General features: G+C 60.1%; 23 protein-coding genes. 12 read left to right on the forward strand and 11 right to left on the reverse strand.

The genetic code is table 11. The features are described 5' to 3' along the window. Positions 1-145 precede the first annotated feature (145 nt). Entirely contained in the window at positions 146-1,090 is a 945-nt protein-coding gene (locus ACQKEK_RS01470; protein ID WP_499140841.1) for a class I SAM-dependent methyltransferase, read from the forward strand. 170 nt (positions 1,091-1,260) lie between these two features. Here the strand turns inward: ACQKEK_RS01470 and ACQKEK_RS01475 are convergent, their stop codons facing one another. The 6 genes from ACQKEK_RS01475 to ACQKEK_RS01500 form a co-directional block, all read right to left on the reverse strand. After that, positions 1,261-2,535: a hypothetical protein gene (locus tag ACQKEK_RS01475; RefSeq protein ID WP_499140842.1), complete on the reverse strand. Its 1,275-nt coding sequence runs from the start codon at positions 2,533-2,535 to the stop codon at positions 1,261-1,263. Between the two features lie 48 nt (positions 2,536-2,583). Further along, positions 2,584-3,060: a curli production assembly protein CsgB gene (locus tag ACQKEK_RS01480; RefSeq protein WP_499140843.1), complete on the reverse strand. Its 477-nt coding sequence runs from the start codon at positions 3,058-3,060 to the stop codon at positions 2,584-2,586. Between the two features lie 88 nt (positions 3,061-3,148). Beyond that, positions 3,149-3,985, reverse strand: a complete 837-nt coding sequence (locus tag ACQKEK_RS01485; RefSeq protein ID WP_499140844.1) for a CsgG/HfaB family protein — start codon at positions 3,983-3,985, stop codon at positions 3,149-3,151. Between the two features lie 18 nt (positions 3,986-4,003). Beyond that, positions 4,004-4,417, reverse strand: a complete 414-nt coding sequence (locus ACQKEK_RS01490) for a curli assembly protein CsgF (RefSeq protein ID WP_045429158.1) — start codon at positions 4,415-4,417, stop codon at positions 4,004-4,006. After that, positions 4,414-4,797 (reverse strand): curli production assembly/transport protein CsgE, encoded by a 384-nt coding sequence (csgE, locus tag ACQKEK_RS01495; protein WP_499140845.1) that lies wholly within the window; start codon positions 4,795-4,797, stop codon positions 4,414-4,416. The genes ACQKEK_RS01490 and csgE overlap by 4 nt, the downstream gene beginning before the upstream one ends. Next, positions 4,794-5,438, reverse strand: a complete 645-nt coding sequence (locus tag ACQKEK_RS01500) for a helix-turn-helix transcriptional regulator (protein ID WP_046162100.1) — start codon at positions 5,436-5,438, stop codon at positions 4,794-4,796. Before ACQKEK_RS01500 ends, csgE begins: the two co-directional genes overlap by 4 nt. A gap of 236 nt (positions 5,439-5,674) precedes the next feature. On the opposite strand from ACQKEK_RS01500, the gene ACQKEK_RS01505 reads away from it, so the two are divergent. The 4 genes from ACQKEK_RS01505 (at position 5,675) to ACQKEK_RS01520 (ending at position 8,760) form a co-directional block, all read left to right on the forward strand. Next, positions 5,675-6,310, forward strand: coding sequence for a LysE family translocator (locus tag ACQKEK_RS01505; protein ID WP_499140846.1), 636 nt, complete (start codon positions 5,675-5,677; stop codon positions 6,308-6,310). 101 nt (positions 6,311-6,411) lie between these two features. Continuing rightward, complete coding sequence (locus ACQKEK_RS01510; RefSeq protein WP_499140847.1) at positions 6,412-6,876, forward strand: VOC family protein; 465 nt, start codon at positions 6,412-6,414, stop codon at positions 6,874-6,876. Further along, on the forward strand, positions 6,876-7,700 hold the full coding sequence (locus ACQKEK_RS01515) for an aldo/keto reductase (RefSeq protein ID WP_499140848.1): 825 nt from the start codon (positions 6,876-6,878) through the stop codon (positions 7,698-7,700). The genes ACQKEK_RS01510 and ACQKEK_RS01515 overlap by 1 nt, the downstream gene beginning before the upstream one ends. 85 nt (positions 7,701-7,785) lie before the next feature. Continuing rightward, positions 7,786-8,760, forward strand: a complete 975-nt coding sequence (locus ACQKEK_RS01520) for an SDR family oxidoreductase (RefSeq protein WP_046162096.1) — start codon at positions 7,786-7,788, stop codon at positions 8,758-8,760. Between the two features lie 25 nt (positions 8,761-8,785). On the opposite strand, the gene ACQKEK_RS01525 is transcribed toward ACQKEK_RS01520, so the two are convergent. Continuing rightward, entirely contained in the window at positions 8,786-9,661 is an 876-nt protein-coding gene (locus ACQKEK_RS01525) for a DUF6279 family lipoprotein (protein WP_499140849.1), read from the reverse strand. 190 nt (positions 9,662-9,851) lie between these two features. Here ACQKEK_RS01525 and ACQKEK_RS01530 point away from each other — a divergent pair, with 190 nt between their 5' ends. After that, the gene (locus tag ACQKEK_RS01530; protein WP_499140850.1) at positions 9,852-10,043 is read left to right on the forward strand and encodes a hypothetical protein; all 192 of its coding nucleotides are present in this window, start codon (positions 9,852-9,854) and stop codon (positions 10,041-10,043) included. Positions 10,044-10,049: 6 nt separating this feature from the next. Here the strand turns inward: ACQKEK_RS01530 and ACQKEK_RS01535 are convergent, their stop codons facing one another. The 4 genes from ACQKEK_RS01535 to ACQKEK_RS01550 form a co-directional block, all read right to left on the reverse strand. Then, a complete protein-coding gene (locus ACQKEK_RS01535) occupies positions 10,050-10,589 on the reverse strand; it encodes a hypothetical protein (RefSeq protein WP_499140851.1) in 540 nt (179 codons plus the stop codon). 77 nt (positions 10,590-10,666) lie between these two features. Next, positions 10,667-11,428: a transporter substrate-binding domain-containing protein gene (locus ACQKEK_RS01540; protein WP_499140852.1), complete on the reverse strand. Its 762-nt coding sequence runs from the start codon at positions 11,426-11,428 to the stop codon at positions 10,667-10,669. Positions 11,429-11,580: 152 nt separating this feature from the next. After that, positions 11,581-12,303, reverse strand: a complete 723-nt coding sequence (locus tag ACQKEK_RS01545; RefSeq protein WP_499140853.1) for an RNA pseudouridine synthase — start codon at positions 12,301-12,303, stop codon at positions 11,581-11,583. Between the two features lie 93 nt (positions 12,304-12,396). Beyond that, positions 12,397-12,576: a PFL_1563 family small protein gene (locus ACQKEK_RS01550; RefSeq protein ID WP_499141329.1), complete on the reverse strand. Its 180-nt coding sequence runs from the start codon at positions 12,574-12,576 to the stop codon at positions 12,397-12,399. A 371-nt stretch (positions 12,577-12,947) separates the two neighbouring features. Between ACQKEK_RS01550 and ACQKEK_RS01555 the strand changes: the two genes are divergently transcribed. From ACQKEK_RS01555 to ACQKEK_RS01580, 6 genes are all read left to right on the forward strand, one after another. Continuing rightward, positions 12,948-15,290 carry a glucose/quinate/shikimate family membrane-bound PQQ-dependent dehydrogenase gene (locus tag ACQKEK_RS01555; protein ID WP_499140854.1) on the forward strand — a complete coding sequence of 781 codons (2,343 nt, stop codon included), beginning with the start codon at positions 12,948-12,950 and terminating at the stop codon, positions 15,288-15,290. A gap of 90 nt (positions 15,291-15,380) precedes the next feature. Then, entirely contained in the window at positions 15,381-16,217 is an 837-nt protein-coding gene (locus tag ACQKEK_RS01560) for a CvfB family protein (protein ID WP_499140855.1), read from the forward strand. Between the two features lie 761 nt (positions 16,218-16,978). Beyond that, positions 16,979-18,142 (forward strand): outer membrane beta-barrel protein, encoded by a 1,164-nt coding sequence (locus ACQKEK_RS01565; protein ID WP_499140856.1) that lies wholly within the window; start codon positions 16,979-16,981, stop codon positions 18,140-18,142. Positions 18,143-18,184: 42 nt separating this feature from the next. Next, entirely contained in the window at positions 18,185-18,718 is a 534-nt protein-coding gene (locus tag ACQKEK_RS01570; protein ID WP_045429129.1) for a polysaccharide biosynthesis/export family protein, read from the forward strand. Continuing rightward, positions 18,718-20,919, forward strand: coding sequence for a GumC family protein (locus ACQKEK_RS01575; RefSeq protein ID WP_499140857.1), 2,202 nt, complete (start codon positions 18,718-18,720; stop codon positions 20,917-20,919). Before ACQKEK_RS01570 ends, ACQKEK_RS01575 begins: the two co-directional genes overlap by 1 nt. A gap of 156 nt (positions 20,920-21,075) precedes the next feature. Further along, positions 21,076-22,422 carry a UDP-glucose dehydrogenase family protein gene (locus tag ACQKEK_RS01580; RefSeq protein WP_499140858.1) on the forward strand — a complete coding sequence of 449 codons (1,347 nt, stop codon included), beginning with the start codon at positions 21,076-21,078 and terminating at the stop codon, positions 22,420-22,422. Positions 22,423-22,426: the final 4 nt, after the last annotated feature.

The raw sequence follows: 22,426 nt of genomic DNA on the forward strand, positions 1-22,426 counted from the left end.
ACCGGGCCGAACAGTCTAGACCGGGCGCTGTTTTGCTGTCTCGGCTGCGGTAGCCAGCAAGCGAGAGTCCGCCTAGTTGTCCATTGCCCCGCAGGTGTGCCCATTCGCGTTTAGAATGCGCGCGCCTTTTTCGAGACGATTGAACATGCAACCAGATGCCCTCGCGACCCTCCAGCAGCACCTCAGCCAAGCCTTGTCCCAGGTGCCGGACGAAACCCGCCGGTTCTTTCATGGGCGCGGGCGCTGCTGGGCTGGGCTCGAGCACGTCACGGTGGATTGGCTGCAGGGCGTGGTGCTGGTTTCGCTGTTCCGGGAGCCAGCTGCCGAAGAACTGGAGGCGCTGATCGGGATGCTGTTGGCGCTGACCGAGGCACAGCCTTGGCAATCGAGCGGGGCGCATACCCTACTGCTGCAGCACCGCTACCTGCCTGACAGCCGTATGCAGCCGCTGCTTGGAGAGCCGCCCGAGGAGTGGGTGATCACCGAGGATGGCCTTCGCTACAAGCTCGACCTGGGCATCAAACAGAACAATGGGTTGTTTCTCGACATGCGCTACGGCCGGCGCTGGGTCCGCCAGCAGGCGGGCGGCAAGCGTGTACTCAACCTGTTCGCTTACACCTGCGGCTTCTCCGTGGCGGCTATCGCCGGCGGTGCTGAGCATGTGGTCAACCTGGACATGGCGCGCGCTGCACTGAGCCGCGGGCGTGATAACCATCGGCTCAACGAGCATGACCTCAGTCGGGTCAGCTTTCTTGGCCACGAGCTGTTCAAGTCCTGGGGTAAGGTCAAGAAGACCGGCCCTTACGATCTGGTCATCATCGACCCGCCGTCTTTCCAGAGGGGCAGCTTTGCGCTGAGCCGCGATTACCAGAAGATCCTCAGGCGTCTGCCCGAGTTGCTCACCGAAAGCGGGACGGTGCTGGCCTGCATCAATGACCCGGACACCGGTCCAGATTTTCTTATCCAGGGGATGGCGACCGAAGCGCCGGAACTGGTGTTTCAGGAGCGCCTGGAGAACCCGCCGGAGTTCCCCGACATTAGCCCCGACAGTGGTCTCAAGGCTTTGTTTTTCACTCGTCGCTCTTTTTAGACGGAGCGATCCGAGTCTAGGGCTGAAGCAAGGCCAACAGACATACCTTCAGACAGGCGCTGGCGTACTGGTTTGGCGAATAGCTCCGGTGGCGCCTATAGCCGGATTAGGCGATGTGAGATGGAAACGAAACTGCCGGCACACGGCCGGCAGTTTTGGCTGCTGCGATATCAGTGTTGGCTGACGATAGCCATGTTGTTGAGGCCTGCCTGGCTGATCAACGCGGTGTTGCCGATACCGCTCTGCATGACGTCTGCGGTGTGGTTGCTACCGCTCTGCATGACCGTAGCGGCATGGCTCTGGCCGTTCTGGACCAGGTCTGCCTCGTTGAAGAAACCGTTCTGGCTGACGCTGGCCATGTTGAAATCGCCGGCCTGGTCGATGTCGACGTTGTTGTTGACACCCGTGCTAGAGCCGGTGATGCGGTTGCTGTCGCCTTCCTGATGCGCCACCAGGATGTTGCCGACGTCCGACTGGGTGAAGTTCAGCTCGTTGTATTTGCCTTGCTGCTCGACTTTGGCTTGGTTATAGCCGCCGTGCTGGTCAACCTTGGCGATCTGGCCGCGTCCGTTCTGGTCGATTGTGGCTGCGTTATCGAGGCCAGTCTGGTTAGCGGTAGCTGTGTTGCCATTACCGCGCTGATCCAGAAATGCCTTGTGCAGGTTGCCCTGCTGGAACACGAAGCCGTTCTGATTGCTGCCGCGCTGAGCGACATCCACCATGTTGTATTTGCCGCTTGAGTAGGTGTAGGCCTCTTGATTGCGTCCGGTTTGATACGCATCGGCATTGTTCGCCGTGCCGATTTGCTCAACCTCGGCTACCGAGCCATTGCTCCAGGTCTGCGTCACGTCAGCCATGTTCTGGTCGCCCAGCTGATCGATCAGGGCGCTATCACCGGAGCTCAAAGTCTGGCTAACGGTAGCCTCATTGAGGTTGCCGTCCTGATACAGCGAACTCTTGCTGCCATTGACTGCGTACTGGTAGCTGGTCGCTGAGTTGCCGTTTCCTTCCTGCTTGGTGAACGCTTCGGCGCCATAGCTGGCGCCCTGCTCAGTATTGGCAGTGTTGTCCTGGCCGCGCTGGCGCTGTTCGGCGCTGCTGCCCCAGGTGCCGCTCTGACTGACGCTGGCTTCATTCGAGTGCCCGTACTGCCATTGCACGGAGCGGCTGTTGATGGCCAGGGTCTGGTTGACGTTTGCCTCATTGAAATTGGCGGTCTGGGTCTGCAGGGCAGAGGAAGACAAGGAGCCGGTCTGCTCGACCATCGCGTCGTTGCCCCAACCGCTCTGCACCTGTTTGGCTGCGTTGGAGCTGCCGTAGCTCTGGATGACCTCGGCGACATTGTTGACGCCGTTCTGGCGTTGTTCGGACGTGTGATCGGCTGCCATAGCCTGAGCGGCGGCAACGGTCAGCAGGGCAGCTACTAGGGGTTTGATCTTGAACATTGTTGTCTCTCCATGAAATGTTTTCAGCGGTACTTCCTGGTGGTGCTTTTAGCGGTACTGGCGGACCAGCACGCTCAGACCCCGGCCATGCTGCGTGACGCTGCTGCTATGCCCAGTGCCGGTCTGTTCGATCTGCGCGTCGTTGTACGCGCCGTACTGTTCAATGCGGGCCTGGTTGTAGCTGCCCGACTGAACAATCAATCCCTGGTTATGGCTGCCGTACTGCTCGATGGATGCTTCGAGCGCATAGCCGCTCTGGAGGATCAAGGCTTCCAGTGCATGGCCTGTCTGACTGATATTTCCGCTCAGGCTGCCCCCAGCCTGGGTGAGGAACGCCAGGTTACGGGTTGGGGAGCCGGTTTCGGATAGTGTCGGTGCGATCGCGTGAGACCGACCGGAGGCGATTTCGTCAGGGGCGAGATCGAGCGAGTTCGGAATGCTGGCGGCGAGCAGGGTGGGGCTGCCTAGTGCTGCTATGAGCAGCGGTAGCACTGCTCTGCAAGCAATCCGTTGCGCGTCGATCATCAGTCATCCCTGGTTAAGTCGCGGTAGGTCATCCTGACCTAAACCGCGATCTGGCAAATCCATCGAACGGCTGAAACCGCTTCGTTTGCTATGGATTGATTGACGTGCCGAGGTATTTCGCCAATTGAGCGTCGACCGCCGGAGAGCTGTCGGCGGTCTGCCACAGGCGGCGATCGACGCCTTGGGCGATGAGGTGTGCAACCGCCGCCTCGATGGCGGACAGCACACAAAGCTGCGCCGGCTCGTTGGTCGTGTAGCCGGCCTCGGCTTCGAGCAGCTCCTTGAATTCGATGAACTTGTAGACGTTGGCGCTGCGTCCGATGGAATAGATCGTCTTGGTGGTCATCACGTTGGACAGCACCTGGCCGCTGCGTACGTCGATGGCGCGCAGGTTGACCGTGACCTGATCGACCCGATATTCCTGCGATATGCCGATGCCCAGATAACGAGCACCTTGCCCACCACTGCGCACGTTGGTTTCGTAGGCGACGATGGCGCCTTCCATGATGATGTTTGCGGCCAGCAGCGACGGCAGTTCGGATTGGATGTTCGGGGCCACATCCGGTTTGGCTTGTGATGCACGAATGATCTTGCGCTCGGTCAGCACGTTCTGCAGACCTTCACGCTCGAGCACGATGAACCAGCCGCTCGCCTGCATGGCGTCGACCAACATGCTCGCTGCGCCCTGGGTTACCGCCGTGGAAAAGGAACTGGCGGGGCTGGGCTTGTACTGCCCGGTCTGGTCGCGAAAGCCATAGACCGCCGCTACCAGCGGGCCTCGAGGGCGAGGCAGCTCAAGCAGGTCCTGATAGGTCGATGTGCGCGGTGTCAGTGTTGGGGTTTCCTGGTCCGCCGACATTGGCTCGCGTACCGCGCAGCCCTGTAGAACGGCCATCATCCCGATGGCTACGAATAGGCTTCTCATGGCCTTTGCTCTCCCTGACTAGATATTGCCGAGAATGATTTCTGAAAGTTCGCCGGTCAGTCGGTCGGTGATTTTCACGACCGTATTGCCAACTTCGTCTTTGCGGATGTCGACGATAAAATCATCCGTCGTGATCGAACCTGTCTTGCCATCTTTGACGTTGCCCAGCAGGTCCGACAACAATCGCGACTCCAGCTGACTGGTGAAACGGTCAAGCGCTGAGGTGCCGGCCAGCGAGCCGCGATCAAAGGCATCTGGGTCCTTGGTGTCGTTCTGCGCCTGGGCACTGCCCAGAAGCCATGCACCGTTGAGGGGGCTGCCGCCAAATGATGGATTGACTGGGGTGTACACCAGTTCGGTGGCACTGAGGCCGGAGCTAAGCAGCAATCCGGCCAGGAAGACGCCGGTGATTTTTTGTTGTGGCCGGTTCATAACTCATCCTTCGCGAGGTCAATGGTGTCTTCGAATAGTGCTTCGACTTTCCTACGGTTTATCTCTTGCAGCACGAAATCCGCCGCTTCATAGGCGGTCTGTTCCATGTCGCTGACGTTCGGTTGCAGAAAGCGGCGATACAGCGGCTGGTTGTTCTGCTCCACCCAGACCAGAATCCCCCAGCGCGCCGAGGGGCGCTCTTTGACGGCCAGGTTGAAATCCAATGCGCTGGTGTCGTTGAGACGTTCACAAAATTTGCGGTAGAACTCCTGGCCGGAGCGTGAAACCGTATTGTTGGTGATGAATCCCTTGAGCTCGGCCTCGTCGGCGCAGGCCTCGATGCTGAGCAGCAGCATCAGACCCAGGCAGGCCATCTTCATATCCCGGCCTCGCCGACATGCCCCAACACGAGCGATGCGCCCTGTGCGCGGTTGGAGGCACCCAACTTGCCCAAGGCGTTATGGATATGACTCTTGATGGTGTGGGTGCTCAGATGCAGGGACTCGGCGATTTCGGAATTGGAAAGACCTTTGCCGGCAAGTGCCAGGATCTGTTTTTCCCGTACCGACAGGTCGTCGATGGCACGCGAGGCATGGGTGATTTGGCGGTAGCGGCCCAGCAGCTTTTCCATCAGCGCACGTGGCAGCCAATCGCCGCCGTCGAGCATGACGCTGATGCCGCGGCTAAAATTAGCGCGGCTGGTGTTCGGGTAGAACACGCCCTTGATCCACGGGTGCTGTACCAGCAGACCGCGCGCCTGGTCAGCTTGGGCATTGATCAACGCGGTTGGGGTGTCGCGCAGTTGCCGGAGCAGGCGCAAACAATCAGCTTCCGTGAAGCTGCCAACGTCGAGCAGAACCAGGTCCGCGTCGTTTACGCCTGGACGAAATGTGCTACTGCGCGTCAGACGCAACTGTGGTCCACCGTGGAGATGTTGATGGAGCAAGCCGTCCAGCAATTCGCTATTGGACAGCAGGACAAGACGAGAAGAAGCGACGACCGCAGGGGATTCATCGAGCATATGCATATCCTTTGCAGAAGTGACTGGGGAGTAGCGCCCGTGATCCTTGCCGGGACTGGCGCTTTGACATTGCTCGGGAAAAGATAGTTCAGAGCGGTGACAATAAAAAGTCATTGTTGCGAAATAGTGACTGTTTTCCGACGAGCCACATCACTCTGGCGAACGCGGGTGGTGGCAGACAGACGCATGCTGAACTACATTTATTGGTCTTTTTTCGCGGGCAATAGGAGCAGGTGATGTCCGATCCAACGTTCTGGCTGGTGTTTTTCTCGGCCGCGCTGGCACTGAATCTCTCGCCAGGGCCAGATCTGTTGTTCGTGCTGTCGCGCACCCTGTCCGGCGGGCGCCGGGTCGGTGTGGCCTCAGTGTGCGGCGTTTGCAGCGGTGCCTTGGTTCACGTCGCAGCGGCTGCGCTGGGAATATCCGCCATTCTCGCCACCTCGGCGCTGGCCTTCGCTGTGGTCAAGTATGTGGGCGCGGTCTATTTGCTGTATCTCGGCGTTCAGGCATTGCGCTCTGCCGGGTCGGCTGCGGCGCTGAACCTCAAAGCAGCTCCGAAGGTCACCCTATGGCAAGCTTATCGCCAAGGCATTCTCGTCGACGTGCTCAATCCGAAAGCGGCCATTTTCTTTATGGCGTTTCTGCCACAGTTCGTACGGCCCGACCAAGGCGCCATAGCGCTGCAGCTTCTGGTATTAGGCGTGTTGGTTGTGCTGGTGGCGGTCGTTGTGGAATGCGCCATGGTCTTTCTGGCGGCTCGGGCTAGCTCGGCGTTGCGTGGTAACCGTCGCTTGAGTCAATGGATCGACCGCGTGCTCGGCTCGGTCTTGATCGGTCTGGGGATTCGTCTCGGCTTGGCTGAGCGTACATAAGCGTCCAGACCTAAGTATGGGAACGTCAGCCCCGGTTTCGGTCTGAAGGGTATGCGGTACGCTGTTTATAGGCGCAGCCGCGGCAACCGAAAGGAGCGCTCATGTCTCTGTACAGCAAGAACACCACCTCCAATCTGATTCCCTGTCTGCGCTATCGGGATGTGCCCGCGGCGCTGAAATGGCTTTGCCAGGTTTTTGATTTCGAGCAGCAGCGCGTAGTCGAAGACACGCAAGTCGGGGTCATCCACGCGCAGCTCAGTTTCGGCAGCGGCATGCTGATGCTGGGGCCGGTGGCCGATTCGGACTACGGTCGCCAGGTCAAGCAGCCGGACGAGGTCGGTGGCGTCTCGACCCAAAGCATCTATGTGATCGTCAACAGTGCCGACGCCCTCTATACCAAGGCCAAGGCAGCCGGCGCGGAGATCGTTGTCGAACTGAAGGACGAAGACTATGGCGGTCGTGGTTTCAGTTGTCGCGACCTTGAGGGGCATCTGTGGAACTTCGGCACCTACGATCCGTGGGCCAAGCCGGTTGCTGAGCAGAACGCACCGCGGGGGGACTGCTGATGCGTAACCTCAAATTCGCCGACGGCGCTAGCGTTCCCGTGGTGGGGCAAGGCACCTGGCACATGGGCGAGAACCCGGCCGAGCGCAGCAATCAGGTAGCCGCCCTGCAACTGGGCATCGAGCTGGGCATGACGCTGATCGATACCGCAGAGATGTACGGCGAAGGCGGTGCTGAAGAGGTGGTCGGCGAGGCGGTCCGCAATTGCCGTGATCAGGTCTTTCTGGTCAGCAAGGTCTATCCGCACAACGCCAGCCGCAAAGGCGTGCCCGAAGCCTGTGAGCGCAGTCTGCGGCGGCTGGGGACCGAGTGCATCGATCTATATCTGCTGCATTGGCGCGGGCAGTATCCGCTGGCGGAAACGGTCGAAGCGTTCGAGCGATTGAAAGACGCGGGCAAGATTCGCCGTTGGGGTGTATCCAACCTGGATCTGGACGACATGCGCGAGCTGGATGCGCCGGACTGTGCTGTCAATCAGGTGCTCTACAACCCGCAGGAGCGAGGCATCGAATTCGATCTGCTGCCCTGGTGTCAGGCGCAGGGAATGCCCGTCATGGCCTACTGCCCGATAGGACAGGGCGGGGATCTGTTGCGCCACCAGACGATGCTGGAAGTGGCCCAGCGGTATAACGCACAGCCCGCCCAGATTGCACTGGCATGGGCGCTGCGTCAGCCCAACGTGCTGGTGATTCCAAAGTCATCAAACCCGGCCCATCTTCGAGCAAACGCCAGCGCGGCGGAGTTGACGTTGCACACCGATGACCTGGCCCTGCTCGACGAGGCCTTTCCGCCCCCGTCGCGTCCACGCCCATTGCAGATGGTCTGAAACTCCGCTTGCTGGACGAGGCGGGGGAATGTTTGTCTCACGGTAGCTGTCAGCTTATGACTGACAGCAAACCGGAGAAGCGAACATGAGCGAGTCCAGACTCGACGGCGTGGTAGTGGTCATCACTGGCGCCTCCAGCGGTATCGGCCGCGCCGCAGCGCAGGCGTTTGCGCGTGAGCAGGCCCGAGTGGTTCTGGCAGCGCGCGACGAGGAAGCGCTGCACGAAGTGGCCAATGAATGCCGCGCTTTGGGCGCCGAGGCGCTGGTGGTGCCGACCGACGTGACGCTCAGCGATTCGGTCGAGCAACTGGCCAGCGCGGCGGCCGAGTTTGGTCGCGGGCGTATCGATATCTGGATCAATAACGCCGGGGTCGGTGCTGTCGGGGCCTTCGACGAGACGCCAATGGATGCGCACGAGCAGGTGGTGCAGACGGATCTGATCGGTTATCTGCGCGGGGCCCATGTCGTCCTACCGTATTTCAAACAGCAGCACGGCGGCGTGCTGATCAATACGCAGTCGGTGGGTAGCTGGGTACCGCAGCCTTACGCGGTGGCGTACTCGGCGAGCAAATTCGGGCTGCGCGGGTTTTCCCATGCGCTGCGTGGCGAGCTGGCGCAGTGGCCGGGCATTCATGTCTGCGATGTGTACCCCTCGATGGTGGATACCCCCGGTTTCCGGGACGGCGGCAATTTCGCCGGTCGCTCGCTGCAGCCGCCACCGCCACTGTGCGATCCCCGTCAGGTGGCCGACGCGATGGTCAGTCTCGCCCTGCATCCGCGGCATACGACATCCGTTGGGCTGACGGCGACGCTGCTTCGTTTCGCCCATTTCATTACGCCAGGCTTCGACCGCTTGTCCGGCCTGCTGACCGGTGCTGCCTTGGGCCGTGCCGACCGTGTCGCGCCGTCCTCGGGCAACCTGTTCCATCCGGCGTTGGGCGAGCGTCGAATCGATGGTGGCTGGCGCAGTGATGAAAAGCCGCAGCGCAGTTTGTTACTAGCGGGGGGAATTGCCGCAGCGGGCGTAGTCGGGCTGCTACTGGCTCGCCGGCGCCGTTAGCGTTTCATATGCCGGCGGCGGCTGGTCAGCGAGTCGCCGGCAGGCAATCCAACGAGCTGAGGTCGCGCCTCATATCCTGCAGACGCTCATCAAGATGACGACGCTGGGTCGCGTCAGCCATGTCGTACAGGTCGATCACCAGGTCGATTGTGGCCTGTTCGACGGCCGGAAAGGCGGCGCGATAGGGCGCCGTCCAATAGACCTCACGATCTTGAAGCAGCCGGGCGATGCGCTCGTCAAAATTTGCCTGTTCCCGATTGCGAACGGCGTCGACCAGTGATCGCTGCCACTGGGCGCGGTTATCGAGCCAGAGCTGATTCTGCTCGCTAAGCGCTCTAGCCCACTCCTGGATGCGTTGGCGTTGAGCGGCGCTGGCTTTGCCTAACCATTGCTCGACGCGTTCTTGCATACGGTCGGCTCGCTTACGGATTTGCTGGTCCACCGGTGGTTCCAAGTATTTCTTCTCGCGCTCTTGGAGGTCTTTCTCAAACTGTTCGTCCAGTTCACGCACCTGGCGGTCTTCAAGGTCACGAAGCAGTTGAACGGTCGTTGGGGTGATTTCCAGCGCGATCGTTTGAATCGCCTCTTGGGCTTTCTCATAGTGCGCTCGTAGCGCGGACTCATTCAGCGAGCCCCGGCGGACCTGAGCCTGCACGCGCTCGATGAGATCCAGATAGCCGGGTAGCTGAGTACGGCAGTGCCAGCTGATGTGCTCCCGCAGCTGCGCACGAAAGCGCGTCTGCTGGTCACGATTCATGTCCAGGTAATCGTTGAGCGACCAGGGGATCAGCAGATCCAGGTTTCGGTAGGCCAGATTCATGCGGCTGCAGCCGGACAGCACAACGGCACACGCCAGCAGGACCAGAATCGATTTACGCCCAAGCACCTGGCTGATCTGCATTGCAGTCCTCGTCGGGTTGTCGATGCGGGTTTCGGTTGCGTTGTTCTGTAGAGCCGCAAGTACCTCGTCAGTTCGAGGCGAAACAGCAACGGCTTGTTTCTGCGAGAAAACGCCGGCGGTTGTGGTCCTAGTTCAAGAGAGCGCCGCAAGCGCGACGCTCGGAAGCTGACAGCAAATAGCGGAGGTGAATATGCAACGCAGGATCAAGCATCTGACCGGAGATGAAGTACCTCAGGGTTGGCGGCCAACCTGGGTCACTTGTTGGGTGGTCGAGATTGATGGGCAAACGATTGCCGGCCCGTACGCCACCGAAGCGGAAGCGCAGGCAGTGCTGGATGGGGAGCAAGACCCCAAGGTCTCGCAGACACCTACGCCGCAGTGATGGCCGTCAGAGGCATTGATTAGCGCAGGGATCGCCTCTTTCCGGGAGCGGCGGAGGCGGCTCGACGAGCTGGGAAATCAGCTCCAAGGCTTTCTCGAACGAAGGATAGCCACTCTGCGCAACGTCCAGCCCGGCATAGGCCTGGCGATATTCTTCGGCCTTGACAGCGTTGCGCTCATCCAGCAGGTAGGGTTCCTGGTAGATTTTGTATAGCAGCGCTACGGCGTGCGGGTGGCCCTTGGTGCTGGCCTGTTCGAGCAGGCGCAGGACCTGTTCCGGTTGTGGGCCCTGACGGATCAACAGTAGCGCCTGGTAGAACTCTGTCTCGCCTCGTTCATCGAGGCGAGCGCTGCGCTCGAGCAGCGCATCGGCCAGTTCATAGCCGTTTTCGTCGCCGATGGAAATGAGGATCTTGGCCTGTAGCAAATCGTTCTGATAGAGCAGCCGCTCTGCGCGACAACTGCCGTCGCTGCCATATTGGTCACATGGCTGAGAGGCGCAGCCGCCCAGCACAACGAGCAGTCCGATCACCAGTGCGTTCTTCATTGCTGCCTTGTTCTCTCTATTATTTAGTGTGTCAGCGCGTGTTCTGACCCGCGTATGGCATAACTGTTCAGCCTGTTTTACTGCGCAGTGGCAATGGGCTGCAGTCCGTAATGGAACAGGAGGATCTGCCACTTGGGGTTCTCTGGCAAGTTCTCCACGAATCGGGCGAGATACTGGGTGGCAGCCTGGCCAAGCGCATCGGCGACCCATAGATGCCGAGTGAACTGGTACAGCGGCGTATTCGAGACGTACAAATCCTGGAGCTTTTTCTCTTTACGGTAGTAGAGCCAGGTGGAGCGTGGAATCAGCAAAGTGCCGATGCGACCTGAGAGCAGCTTCTCGAGGTTTTGCAGGTCGCCTTGGGCGTTCTGGCGCTTGATTGCACCGCTGGCGATATCCGCTTCGAGCCCTTCGTATCGGTGCCCGAGCACGCCTCCCAAGACAAGGTTGTGTAGCGATTCGGGGTTTTCATATTCAAAGGGGGCATCGGGCAGCGAAACAAAGTCCTGTTGATCGATCAGTAGCGGCCTTGACCATTTACCGTTGGCTGCTTGCTCGGCAGTGAAGAAGTTCGGAGTGGCCCAGAGCAAAACGCCAGGTCGCTCTCGTGCTAGCCGTATATCGACGCGCTTGCGCGGCAATTTGACCAGCTCGAAGCGAAAGCGCTGGTTGTTAGCGGCGTCGTTGTTGAGCAGGTCGACGAAGGCATGCGAAAGTCCCTCGCCGTCTTCGAGAATGAATGGTGGTGAAAAATGATACGTCCACACCTCGACTCGTTGTTGAGCCCCGCTGATCGAGGGCAACAGAACGAACGTCAGCAACAGGACGAATCTGTGCATGGTGATCCTGTATCTCGGAATAGCGAAATGCGGCAATCAGGGCCTGGCGCGGCGGCCGGCAGCTGATGTTTGTATCCGGTACATTGGCACCAGCATAGTCCAGCGATCGCCAGGTGCGAGCCGTCAGGGGTTATGCAAGAGACGTCGCTAGGCTAGAAGCGTTCATGCTCGCCGAGAAAACGCCACTCTCCGACCGGCAGCTTGGCCATCGACAGGCGGCCGATCCGTATTCGCTTGCAGTTGAGCATTTCCAAGCCGATGGCTTCGCAGAGCTGACGCATATCGCCGGCCTGGGGATTCTTAAGCACGACGCGCAGGCGGGTCTCGTTCTGCCAACTGGCCTTCGCTTTGGGCAGAACCCTGCCGCGATGGCCGATCCCTTTGCCCAGCAACGCCAGGCCGCCTTCCTCCGGTTCGCCAGCGACTTCGACGATGTACTCCTGCTCTAGCATGTCGCGTGGATCGGCCAGTTTCCGAATCACGTCGCGTTGCTGGCTGAATATCACCAGCCCGCTGATGTCCTGCTCCAGCGGCAGCAGGGCGGTCTGGCGCGCGAAATGGCGCCCGCGAGGTGCCAGGCGCGAGCTGTCGCCGCTCCAATGGCCGGCCTCGGCAAGTTGCCTCAGCGCGTCGGCAGGTTCTGTAGTGGTGGGCTGGCCGGCGGGTTTGTGCAACATCAGCGTGACCGGCGGCTGTTCAGTCGCGGTGGCGCCGGGCAGCAGTTCGATGTGCTGCTCGTCGACCTTGAAATAGGGCGCTTCGATGATATGCCCGTCGACACTGACCCAGCCTCCCTCGATATACAGTTCGGCCTCGCGCCGGGAACAACCGATCTGCTCGGCGAGGCGTTTGGACAAGCGTATCGGGTCTGTCATGGCGGGCTCGGTGTTTCGGAAGGGGAAACCTGGCGAGCCACTGCAAACGGCTAAAGCAGTGGGGCTCGCTTACTAGGTTAGGTGTTGCGGAGGTTACTTCTTGCTGATGGTGATCTGGCGCGAAGGGCCCTGAGTCTGGCCGCTGACCCCGTTGGGGATCTTCTGGACTTCGCCGCCGGCCTTGAGGAAGGCTGCCATCTGGCTGGCTAGTGATGCGCTGGTTTCACTGGCGGGTTCGGGTTTACGCTTGGCGGTGGTGGTCTTGGAGGCCATCGTCATCTGGTTCCTTTGGTCAGTCGAACCGGACATTATACAGATCTGGCTAATTTTTGTTCGATTTTTCGCCGGCCTTGAATACTGCGTGCGTTTCTTCTTTGCACCTGTTCACCCGGCTCGTTGCCACTGTCGTTGCCTGGGACTCAAAAGATGGGCAGCGCGTGCGGTAGCAGGCGTAGGCCGTCAATAAAACGCGTCTGCGATTTTTCGCCTGGATGGGGGAGCATTCTCGCCCACCGCCGGTCCACTCAATATCGGGTCTGGCGAAGCGATCGTCTGCCCCGGCACAAATACAGGCAGGGGACGCTCGCGGCAAAGTTATTTGTTTCGTCATCTCCAGCCCCGGAAAAATGGAAAAGGAGCGGAGAGTGGCGGTCGTCATTAGTGCAATTCTGTGCATCATCCTGGGCCTGGCGCTTGCAGTCGGGGGCTGGAAAGTCATCGCGCTCGGCGGTACCTGGTATTTTGCAATCCTCGCGGTCGGTTTTCTGCTTACGGGCGCTTTGCTGTTAGCTCGGCGCCGCGCGGCGCTTTGGGTCTACGCGCTAATGATGCTTGGCGCGCTGGGCTGGGCAATTTACGAGGTCGGCTTCGACTGGTGGCAACTGGCACCGCGCGCCAGCATTATTGGCCCGCTTGGGCTGTGGTTCCTGACGCCCTGGGTCGCCCAGCGACTGGGTTGGCAGCACTTCGGTGCGCGCGCCTGGGGCGGTAGCGCAATCCCGCTGATGATAGCCGTGGCACTATGGGGCGCGACGGCTCTGCACGCCTTGACCTCCGACAGCAGTGACATCAAAGGCATGCTGCCGCCGCCTTTGGCTGCTGCGCCAGCGGCTGAGGTGAACACCGCTGATAACGTGCCGGCCAGCGATTGGCATGCTTACGGTCGCACCCAGCACGGCATGCGCTACTCACCGCTCGCGCAAATCACGCCAAGCAACGTCGAGCGGTTGGAAAAGGTCTGGCATTACCACACCGGCGACATGCGACGTCCAAGCGATCCCAACGAGACCACCTACGAAGTCACGCCGCTCAAGATCGATGACAGCCTGTTCATCTGCACGCCGCACAACTTCGTGATCGCGTTGGATGCCGAGACCGGGGAAGAGCGCTGGCGCTTCGACCCTGAGGTTCCGGATTCAACCAATCGGCAGCATCTGACGTGTCGCGGGCTTTCCTATCACACCAGTCAGACCCCCATGGAGGGACAGGCCTGTCAGCAGCGCCTGTTCATGCCCACAGCGGATGCGCGCCTGATCGCCTTGGACCCAGAGACCGGCAAGGTCTGCGAATCATTTGGCGAAAACGGCGCGGTGAATTTGTGGAAGAACATGCCGAACGTCAAGGAGGGTTTCTACTACTCCACCTCGCCACCGGTTGTGGCTAATGACCTGGTTATCGTCGGCGGGGCGGTCAACGACAACGTCTCGACCACCGAGCCATCTGGCGTTATCCGCGCGTATGACGCGATCACTGGTGAACTGAAGTGGAACTGGGACCCGGGCAATCCCGAGCAGACCGCACCCATCGCGCCAGGCGAAACCTACAGCGAGAGCACGCCGAACAGCTGGAGCATCTCCAGCGCTGACGAGGAGCTGGGGCTGGTTTTCGTGCCGATGGGCAATCAGGTTCCGGATCAGTGGGGCGGCAACCGCAGCGAGAATACCGAGCGCTTCGCTTCGTCTATTGTCGCGCTGGATCTGGAAACTGGGCAGCTGCGCTGGGTGTTTCAGACCGTGCACCATGATCTCTGGGATATGGATGTGCCGGCACAGCCAAGTCTGGTCGACATCCAGACCGAGTCGGGCATGGTCCCCGCACTCGTTCAGCCGACCAAACAAGGCGACATCTATGTACTGGATCGCCGCACGGGCGAGCCAGTGCTGCCGGTGCGCGAGGTGCCCGCGCCGCAAGGTGCCGCGAAGGGCGATTATGCCGCTGCTACTCAACCTGTGTCGGCACTGTCGTACGAGCCGCCGAAGCTGCAGGATTCCGATTTGTGGGGTGCGACCTTCATTGATCAGATGATGTGTCACATCCAGTTTAATTCGTTGCGTTATGAAGGGCGTTACACGCCGCCTTCGACCCAGGGTTCGCTGGTCTACCCTGGCAATTTCGGGGTGTTCAACTGGGGAGGGGTAGCTGTCGATCCGGTCCGGCAGATGGTGTTTAGCGCACCGTCCTACCTGGCTTTCACCTCAACGTTGATTCCGCGCGAGAACGACGAGAAGGCTTACGTCTCCGACAGCGAACCGCACCTGAACGAAAACTTCGGCGCGCCGTTTGCGGTGGACCTGAAGCCATTCGTGTCGCCGATTGGTCTGCCGTGCACTGCGCCGCCATGGGGTTACGTGGCGGGCGCCGACCTGCGCACGGGTAAAACCCATTGGCTGCGCAAGAACGGTACGGTGCGTGACCGGGCACCGGTGCCGCTGCCTTTCGAAATGGGTGTGCCGAGTCTGGGCGGGCCGGTGATCACTGCGGGCGGGGTGGCGTTCCTCTCCAGTACGCTGGATTACTACGTGCGTGCCTATGACGTCACCACCGGTAAGCAGCTTTGGCGGGCACGGTTGCCAGCGGGAGGCCAGGCGACGCCGATGACCTATCAGAGCCGTTCGGGGCGCCAGATGGTCGTGGTCGTTGCCGGCGGTCACGGGTCGCTCGGCACCAAGGCCGGGGATTCGGTCATCGCCTACGCACTGCCGCGATAACGGCGTTGCTGCGCGCGCGCCGCAGTGGTGCGCACGCGGCAAGCGGGTGGCCTGCTAGAATCGCCGCCTTCGACCCAGAGGAATCGCTACATGGCCGCAATCGGGCGCTTCAACAGCCTGCAAATCGTCAAGCACACCGGTTTCGGTCTTTATCTGGATGGCGGTCCGGATGGCGAAATCCTGCTGCCCAACCGCTACATTCCGAAAAACACGCCGACGGAAGTCGATGACTGGCTGAACGTCTTCATCTACCTCGACAGTGAAGACAAGCTCATCGCGACCACCGAGAAACCCAAGGTGCAAGTCGGCGAATTCGCTAGCCTCAAGGTCGTCGAGATCAACCGGATCGGGCTGTTTCTCGACTGGGGGCTGCCCAAGGATCTGCTGCTGCCTCACTCTGAAGAAAAGCGGCCGCTCAACGAGGGCGATTATTGTGTCGTTCACGTCTACCTCGACAAACACACCCGTCGCATCACCGCTACCGCACGGTTGGACCGTTACCTGGACAAGACGCCCGCGCGCTACAAGGTTGGCGAAGCCGTTGACCTGTTGGTGGTGGAGCCCACTGACCTGGGGCACAAGGCGATCATCAACGGCAAACACTGGGGCCTGATCCACAAGAACGAGGCTTTCAAGTTCCTGCGTGGCGGCATCCGCGAGAAGGGCTACATCAAGGAAGTTCGCGCGGACGGCAAGATCAGTCTGAGCCTTCAGCCGGTGGGCAGCGAGGCGGCTGATGCATTGCAGGCGCTGATTCTGCAGAAGCTGCAGGAAAACCAGGGCAGCCTGCCCGTCAGCGACAAGACCGCCGCAGACGAAATCGCACGCCTGTTCGGGGTCAGCAAGGGCAACTTCAAGAAAGCCATCGGCGGCCTGTACAAGCAGGGGCGCATCGTTATCCATCCTGATCGTATCGAGCTCGCCTGAGCAGGCCGGGCGATACCGTTGCCTGCCCTTGGCATCGCTGCAGTTAGCAGTGTGTTCGTTCGGCGCCGGATGGCGAGTCGATGCATCGGCTCGCTGCCCCTAGTGCTAAGGGTTGTAGCGTCTCGTCCATCTGATCGAGGCCGTTGCAGCCCTGTCTCGTCCCATCAAGCGGCAGCCTGCTGACCGCTGATCCTCGGCTAATCTTATTCAGGCTCACGACACGGAACTCGCTGCTCTCACGCCGGGTCCAGAGAGGGTCCCTGATGTATCTAGGCGTGTGGGAGCCTAGCGGAAAGGCCGCTCTGGATGCTGGCAGGGATGTGTATCGCATTGTCTTGCAGGTTCAGAGCTTAACCATCTGTTCTGTTCTGGACGCCTGTTTTCTTCGTGTATGACATCGGCGCTGTCCCGCGCCGCACGGCACGATGCTGCCGCGCTAATAACAAGACCTAAGCCAACGCTACGTTTCGCCAGCGCTCGATCCAGTGATCGAGCGCTGAGCGCAGCTTGGTTGTGGGCAAGTGGTCACCGGATGTTCCGTCACAGGCGCCGTGCCTGGAGCGGTAGCGTATTTGAAATGGCTGTATCAGGCCTGCTGCAACAGAAAAGCGGTTGACGACCGAAAAGAGGCCCGCTGATCGAATGTGCAACTGTCGGGGATATTTGCGGTCTGTTGCGTGTCTATGCCTCCTCACAGCAGCCAGGCGACGCGGCCAGAGGGCGGGTATGTACAACAATTTATCTCCGAGAAGGGATTCCATATGAGGAAGATCACGCTTCCATGCTTAACGCTGCTGTGCCTTGCAGCTACCCAGAGTTGGGCGCAGAGCGAGCGAGAGCCCCGTTACATTCAGCTGGGTGGGTTCGAGTTCACCCCGACGCTGGTGGTTCGAGAAAGTTATGACGACAACTATCGTGGCCTGTCGGACAACGAACAGGCGTCCTGGGTCACCGGCATTAATCCAACGTTCGTGCTTGGGACAGGTAATCGCAACAGCGAATACGAACTCGAATACTCGTTCAACAGCGACATCTTCCATTCGGATTCCGAAGCCAGCAACACCGACCACCATTTGCGGCTCAGAAGCGCCATGGAATTCACCTCCCGGCATCGCCTGACCTGGGGGCTTGCCTATCACCGTGTGGAAGAGACCGCCGACACGGAGGTCAACACCGAGAACGACAAGTACAGCACTGCCGTTGCCCAGGCAGCTTATCGTTTCGGTGCCCGCACTGCTCGCAACCAGCTGGAGTTCGGCACGCACTACGAGCAGCGTCGTTACCACAACAGCGGCAACATCAATGCGTCGGAAGAACGCGACAGCCTGATGTTCAACTCCATCTGGTTCCATCGGCTGGGTTCCAAGACCCGTTCGCTGGTTGAAGTTCGCCATACCGACCACGACTACAAGCTCTCCAGCGCGTTGCGCGACAGCACCAACGTGGCATTGCTTGGCGGTGCTACCTGGGACGCGACCTCGAAGACCTCCGGCACGTTCAAGCTGGGCGCCGAGCGCAAGGACTTCGACAGCGATCAGCGTGAGGACTTCACCAGCCCCATGTGGGAAGTCGGTGTCACCTACAAGCCGCGTAGCTATTCGGCGTTCACCATTAATTCTCGCCGCGCCTTCGACGAAGGCGATGACGGGGCCAGCACCATCAACGACTGGACGACTATCGCCTCTTGGGATCACGAGTGGACGTCGCGGATCTCGACCGAGCTGCTCTACCGCTTTTCGGATCGCGAGTACGAAGGGATTAACCGGGACGACGAACGCACGGGCTATGGCGCCGGTGTTACCTGGTCTCCGGATCGCTGGGTCGACGTAACCCTTTCCTACCTCAGGACGGAAAACGACTCCAGCCTGAGCTCGGAAACCTACGACCGTAACGTTTACCTGCTGAGTTTCGACCTGAGCCTCTGAGCCCAGGTAGGACGTTAACCAGTGCCTAAGGAGGAGCCGCCAATGCGCATCCCGAACATGTTCAAACTTTTTTCACTGCTGCTGATGCTGGCGTTCAGCGCCGGCGCCGCCGCTGCGCAATACCAGTTGGGCTCGGGTGATGTCATTCGCATCAATGTGCATGGCGAGCCGGACCTGACCTTCGAAGAGCTACGTCTGACCGATGCCGGCACGTTCACCTTCCCCTTCATTGGCGAGGTAGATGCCAATGGCAAAACACCGGGCGAAGTTCGCAATCTACTGGTCGAGAAGCTGAAGGATGGCTATCTGGTTGACCCCCGCGTGTCGGTATCGGTTGCCAACTATCGCGAGTTCTACATCGCGGGTGAGGTAAAGCTTCCAGGTGGTTATCCATTCCAGCCCGGCCTGACGCTCGATCGCGCCATCGCGCTGGCGGGCGGTCTGACCGAGCGTGCCTCGACCAAACGCATGACTATCGTGCGCGGCTCGCAAGGCAGCCGCGAGGAAGAGAAAGCCACCATGAATACCCTGGTTCGCCCTGGCGACACGATCAACATCGATGAAGGATTCTTCTGATGAACAGCCCAGTTCGCCCGGATCGACCATGGCAGCGCCCCGCTGGGCCCGCGGCTGATAGCGACTTCATAGATCTGAAAAAGATCTGGCATGCAATCTGGTCGCGCAAGTGGGGAATCATCCTGCTCGTTGCGGTCGTTGCGGTATTAACCCTGTTCCTGCTGTCGCGCATGACTCCGATCTACAAGGCTGTCGCTACGGTGCTCATCGAGTCCAAGGGAACACCGGTTCTATCGTTCCAGCCGGCAGCCGATACCCCCGTCGAGCTTAGCGAGTATCTGCAGACGCAGCTCAGCCTGATGCAAAGCCGGGGCGTTGCCGAGCGTGTCGTGCGCGACCTGAATCTGACCGAGCACCCCGAGTTCGATCTGCGTCAGCAGCCGGGCCCGCTGGTTGATATTGGTGGTCTCATCGATACGCTGACGGGCGAAGAACCCGAGCCGATCACTGAAGCGGAGGTCATGGATTACGCCACGCAGAAGTTCATGGAGCGCACTTCGGTCTGGGTTGAAGGCAAGAGCCAGCTGGTTTATCTGGCAGTGTCCATGGCCGATAACCTGACCGCTGCACAGGCCACCAACCAGTTGGCGCAGGCCTATATCGAAGCGCAGTTGGAAGCCAAGGTCGACATGTCGATGACGGCGGCCAGCTGGATGAATGAACGCCTGGTTTCCCTGCGTGAGAATCTTCAGGCCTCGGAAGATCGCCTGCAGGCATATCTCGACGCGGAAGGGCTGGTCGACCTCAATGGCGTCGGCACCATCAGCGCCAACGAGCTGTCGCTCACCGGTGATCGCATGATCGATGCACGTCGCCAGCGTGCCGAGGCAGAAAGCCAGTACCGCCAGGTCCAGTCCATGCGCAGCCAAGGCTGGGAGCGTCTGGCCAGCGTACCGGCTGTTCTGGGTCACCCGCTGATCCAGCAGTTCAAGGCTGACCAGGCCCATGCCCGTTCGCGCGTCGAAGATCTTTCGCGTCGCTACGGCAATCGTCACCCGGCGATGGTTTCGGCTCGCTCGGATTTGAACGCCGCTACCGCGAGCTTGAAGCAGCAGGTCGAGCAGGTCGTCGCCAGCATCGAGCGCAACTATCAGTTGGCCGTCGCCAACGAGAGTTCGTTGAAGGCGTCTTTCGACGAGAACAAGGACCGGATCCAGGACATCTCCCGCAAAGAGTTCAAAGTGCGTGATCTTCAGCGTGAGGTCGAAAGTGACCGCGCGCTCTACGACACCTTCATGACTCGCCTGCAGGAAACCACCGCGACCTCCGATCTGAGTTCGACCAATGCTCGCGTGGTCGATGCGGCCATCCCGCCAACCGAACCCAGCGCGCCGAACAAGAAGCTAATTCTGGTGGTGGCGTTGTTCCTGGCGCTGGTGCTGGGTATTGCTCAGGCAATCATCCGCGAAATTCTCGACAACACCTTCAAGAGCTCCGAAGAGGTTGAGGCCAAGCTGGGTCTGCCAGTGATGGGTATCGTCCCGCAGGTGCCGCGCAAGCTGCGTAAGGAAGTCAGCCATCTGTTCGAGCGCAGCGGCGACAAGCGTTTTTGCGAAGCGGTACGGACCATCCGTACCAACCTGCTGCTGACCGAGGCCAGCCAGCCTCGTCAGGTTCTGGTCATCACTTCGACCGCGCCGGGGGAAGGTAAGAGTTCGGTCTCCGCCAACCTCGCGTTTGCCATGGGGCAGTTGCATCGCGTGCTACTGATCGATGCCGACCTGCGCCGCGCAACCCTCGACAAGGCGTTCGACTTCAAGCCGGGCACGCCTGGCCTGGTTAACCTGATCGGTGGCAATGCCAAGCTCGAAGATTGCATCCATACGGTCGGCAACGTGGACATGATCGCCGCCGGTGCGGTGCCATCCAATCCGCTGGAACTGCTGTCTTCGCCGCGCTTCGCCAAACTGCTTGAAGTGGTCAAAGGCCGTTACGACCGCATCATCATTGATTCGCCGCCGAGCCAGGCGGTCAGCGATGCCGCCGTTCTGTCGACGCTCGCCGACGCGGTGATCTACGTCGTTAAGTCCGACAGCACGCTGATACCTCACGTGCAGAAAGGCGTGAGCCAGCTGCAGAACAGCAACGCGCCGGTCACTGGCGTAGTGCTCAACCACGTCGATATCGAGAAAGCCAAGAAGAACGGCCAGTTCCGTGGCTACTACGACCATTACGGATACAGCGAGCCACAAACGGTGTGATCCGGCTCGTTTAATCCTTTACCGGGGTGTGTCCAGCCATGCGATTGGCCCGCCCCGGATTGACTGTCTGCCCAAGCAATAAAATTGCGCCAACGGCCACCGAAAAGGGTCGCGCCGAGGCACGCCTGTATCAATGTCTGAATCGAGGATCCTGCTATGAATATCACCGTCGTTGGAAGCGGCTACGTCGGGTTGGTTACCGGAGCCTGTATCGCGGAGATGGGTAACACGGTCTACTGCGTCGACGTCGACAAGACCAAGATCGATAACCTGAAGCAGGGCATTCTGCCGATCTACGAGCCGGGCCTCGAAGAGATCGTCACCGAAAACCATCAGTCTGGCCGTTTGCATTTCACCACCTCGCTGTCCGAGGCGGTCGAGCAATCCGAGGTGTTCTTCATCGCGGTAGGCACTCCGCCGGGCGAGGATGGTTCCGCCGATTTGCGCTACGTGCTGGAAGTCGCCAAGCAGATTGGTGACATGTTGACTGCCCCGGCGATCGTGGTGAACAAATCGACCGTCCCGGTGGGCACGGCGGATCTGGTGCGCGCAGCGATCACCGAGCGGCTTGTGGCGCGTGGCGTCGAGATCGAATTTTCAGTCGTCTCGAACCCCGAGTTCCTCAAGGAAGGTGCGGCGGTCAACGACTTCATGCACCCGGACCGCATCGTTATCGGTGCTGACAATGAGCACGCCCGCCAGGTAATGAGCGCGCTCTATGCACCCTTTATCCGCAATCGTCCACGCACCATGTTCATGGGGATTCGCGACGCGGAGATGACCAAGTACGCCGCCAATGCGATGCTCGCCACCAAGATTTCGTTCATGAACGAGATCGCCAGCCTGTGCGAGCGTCTCGATGTGGACGTCGAGAACGTGCGCCTGGGCATCGGCTCGGACGAGCGTATCGGCTACCACTTTATTTATGCCGGCTGCGGCTACGGCGGCTCCTGCTTCCCGAAAGACGTCAAGGCGCTGATCAATATCGCGCACCAGAACGATTTCGAGCCCAAGCTACTGCAGGCCGTCGAGGCGCGTAACGACCAGCAGAAACATTCGCTGTTCAACAAGCTGTCCACCCACTTCAAAGGCGACCTGAGCGGCCGCACCTTTGCGGTCTGGGGACTGGCGTTCAAACCCGGTACCGACGACATGCGCGAGGCGCCAAGCGTCGTACTGATCAACAGCCTGATCAATGCCGGCGCCAAGGTCCGCGCGTTCGACCCGGTCGCCCGTGAAACGGCCCGTCGCGAATTCCCCGAGAGCTGGTTCACCGACGGCCTTTTGCAGATCGTTGAAGGCCAATACGAAGCGGCCATCGATGCTGACGCGCTGTGCCTGGTCACCGAATGGAAGCCGTTCCGCCGTCCCGATTTCCGGGCGCTCAAGAAGCTGTTGAATACACCGCTGATCATCGACGGGCGTAACCAGTACGACCGCGAGCAGGTCAAGCGTGAAGGCTTCAGCTATTACGGCATTGGCCGTCAGCCGGTTCACGCCTGAGCGA

The sequence above is a fragment of the Pseudomonas sp. NPDC077408 genome (assembly GCF_050269105.1).
In the GTDB taxonomy this organism is placed as follows: Bacteria; Pseudomonadota; Gammaproteobacteria; order Pseudomonadales; family Pseudomonadaceae; genus Stutzerimonas.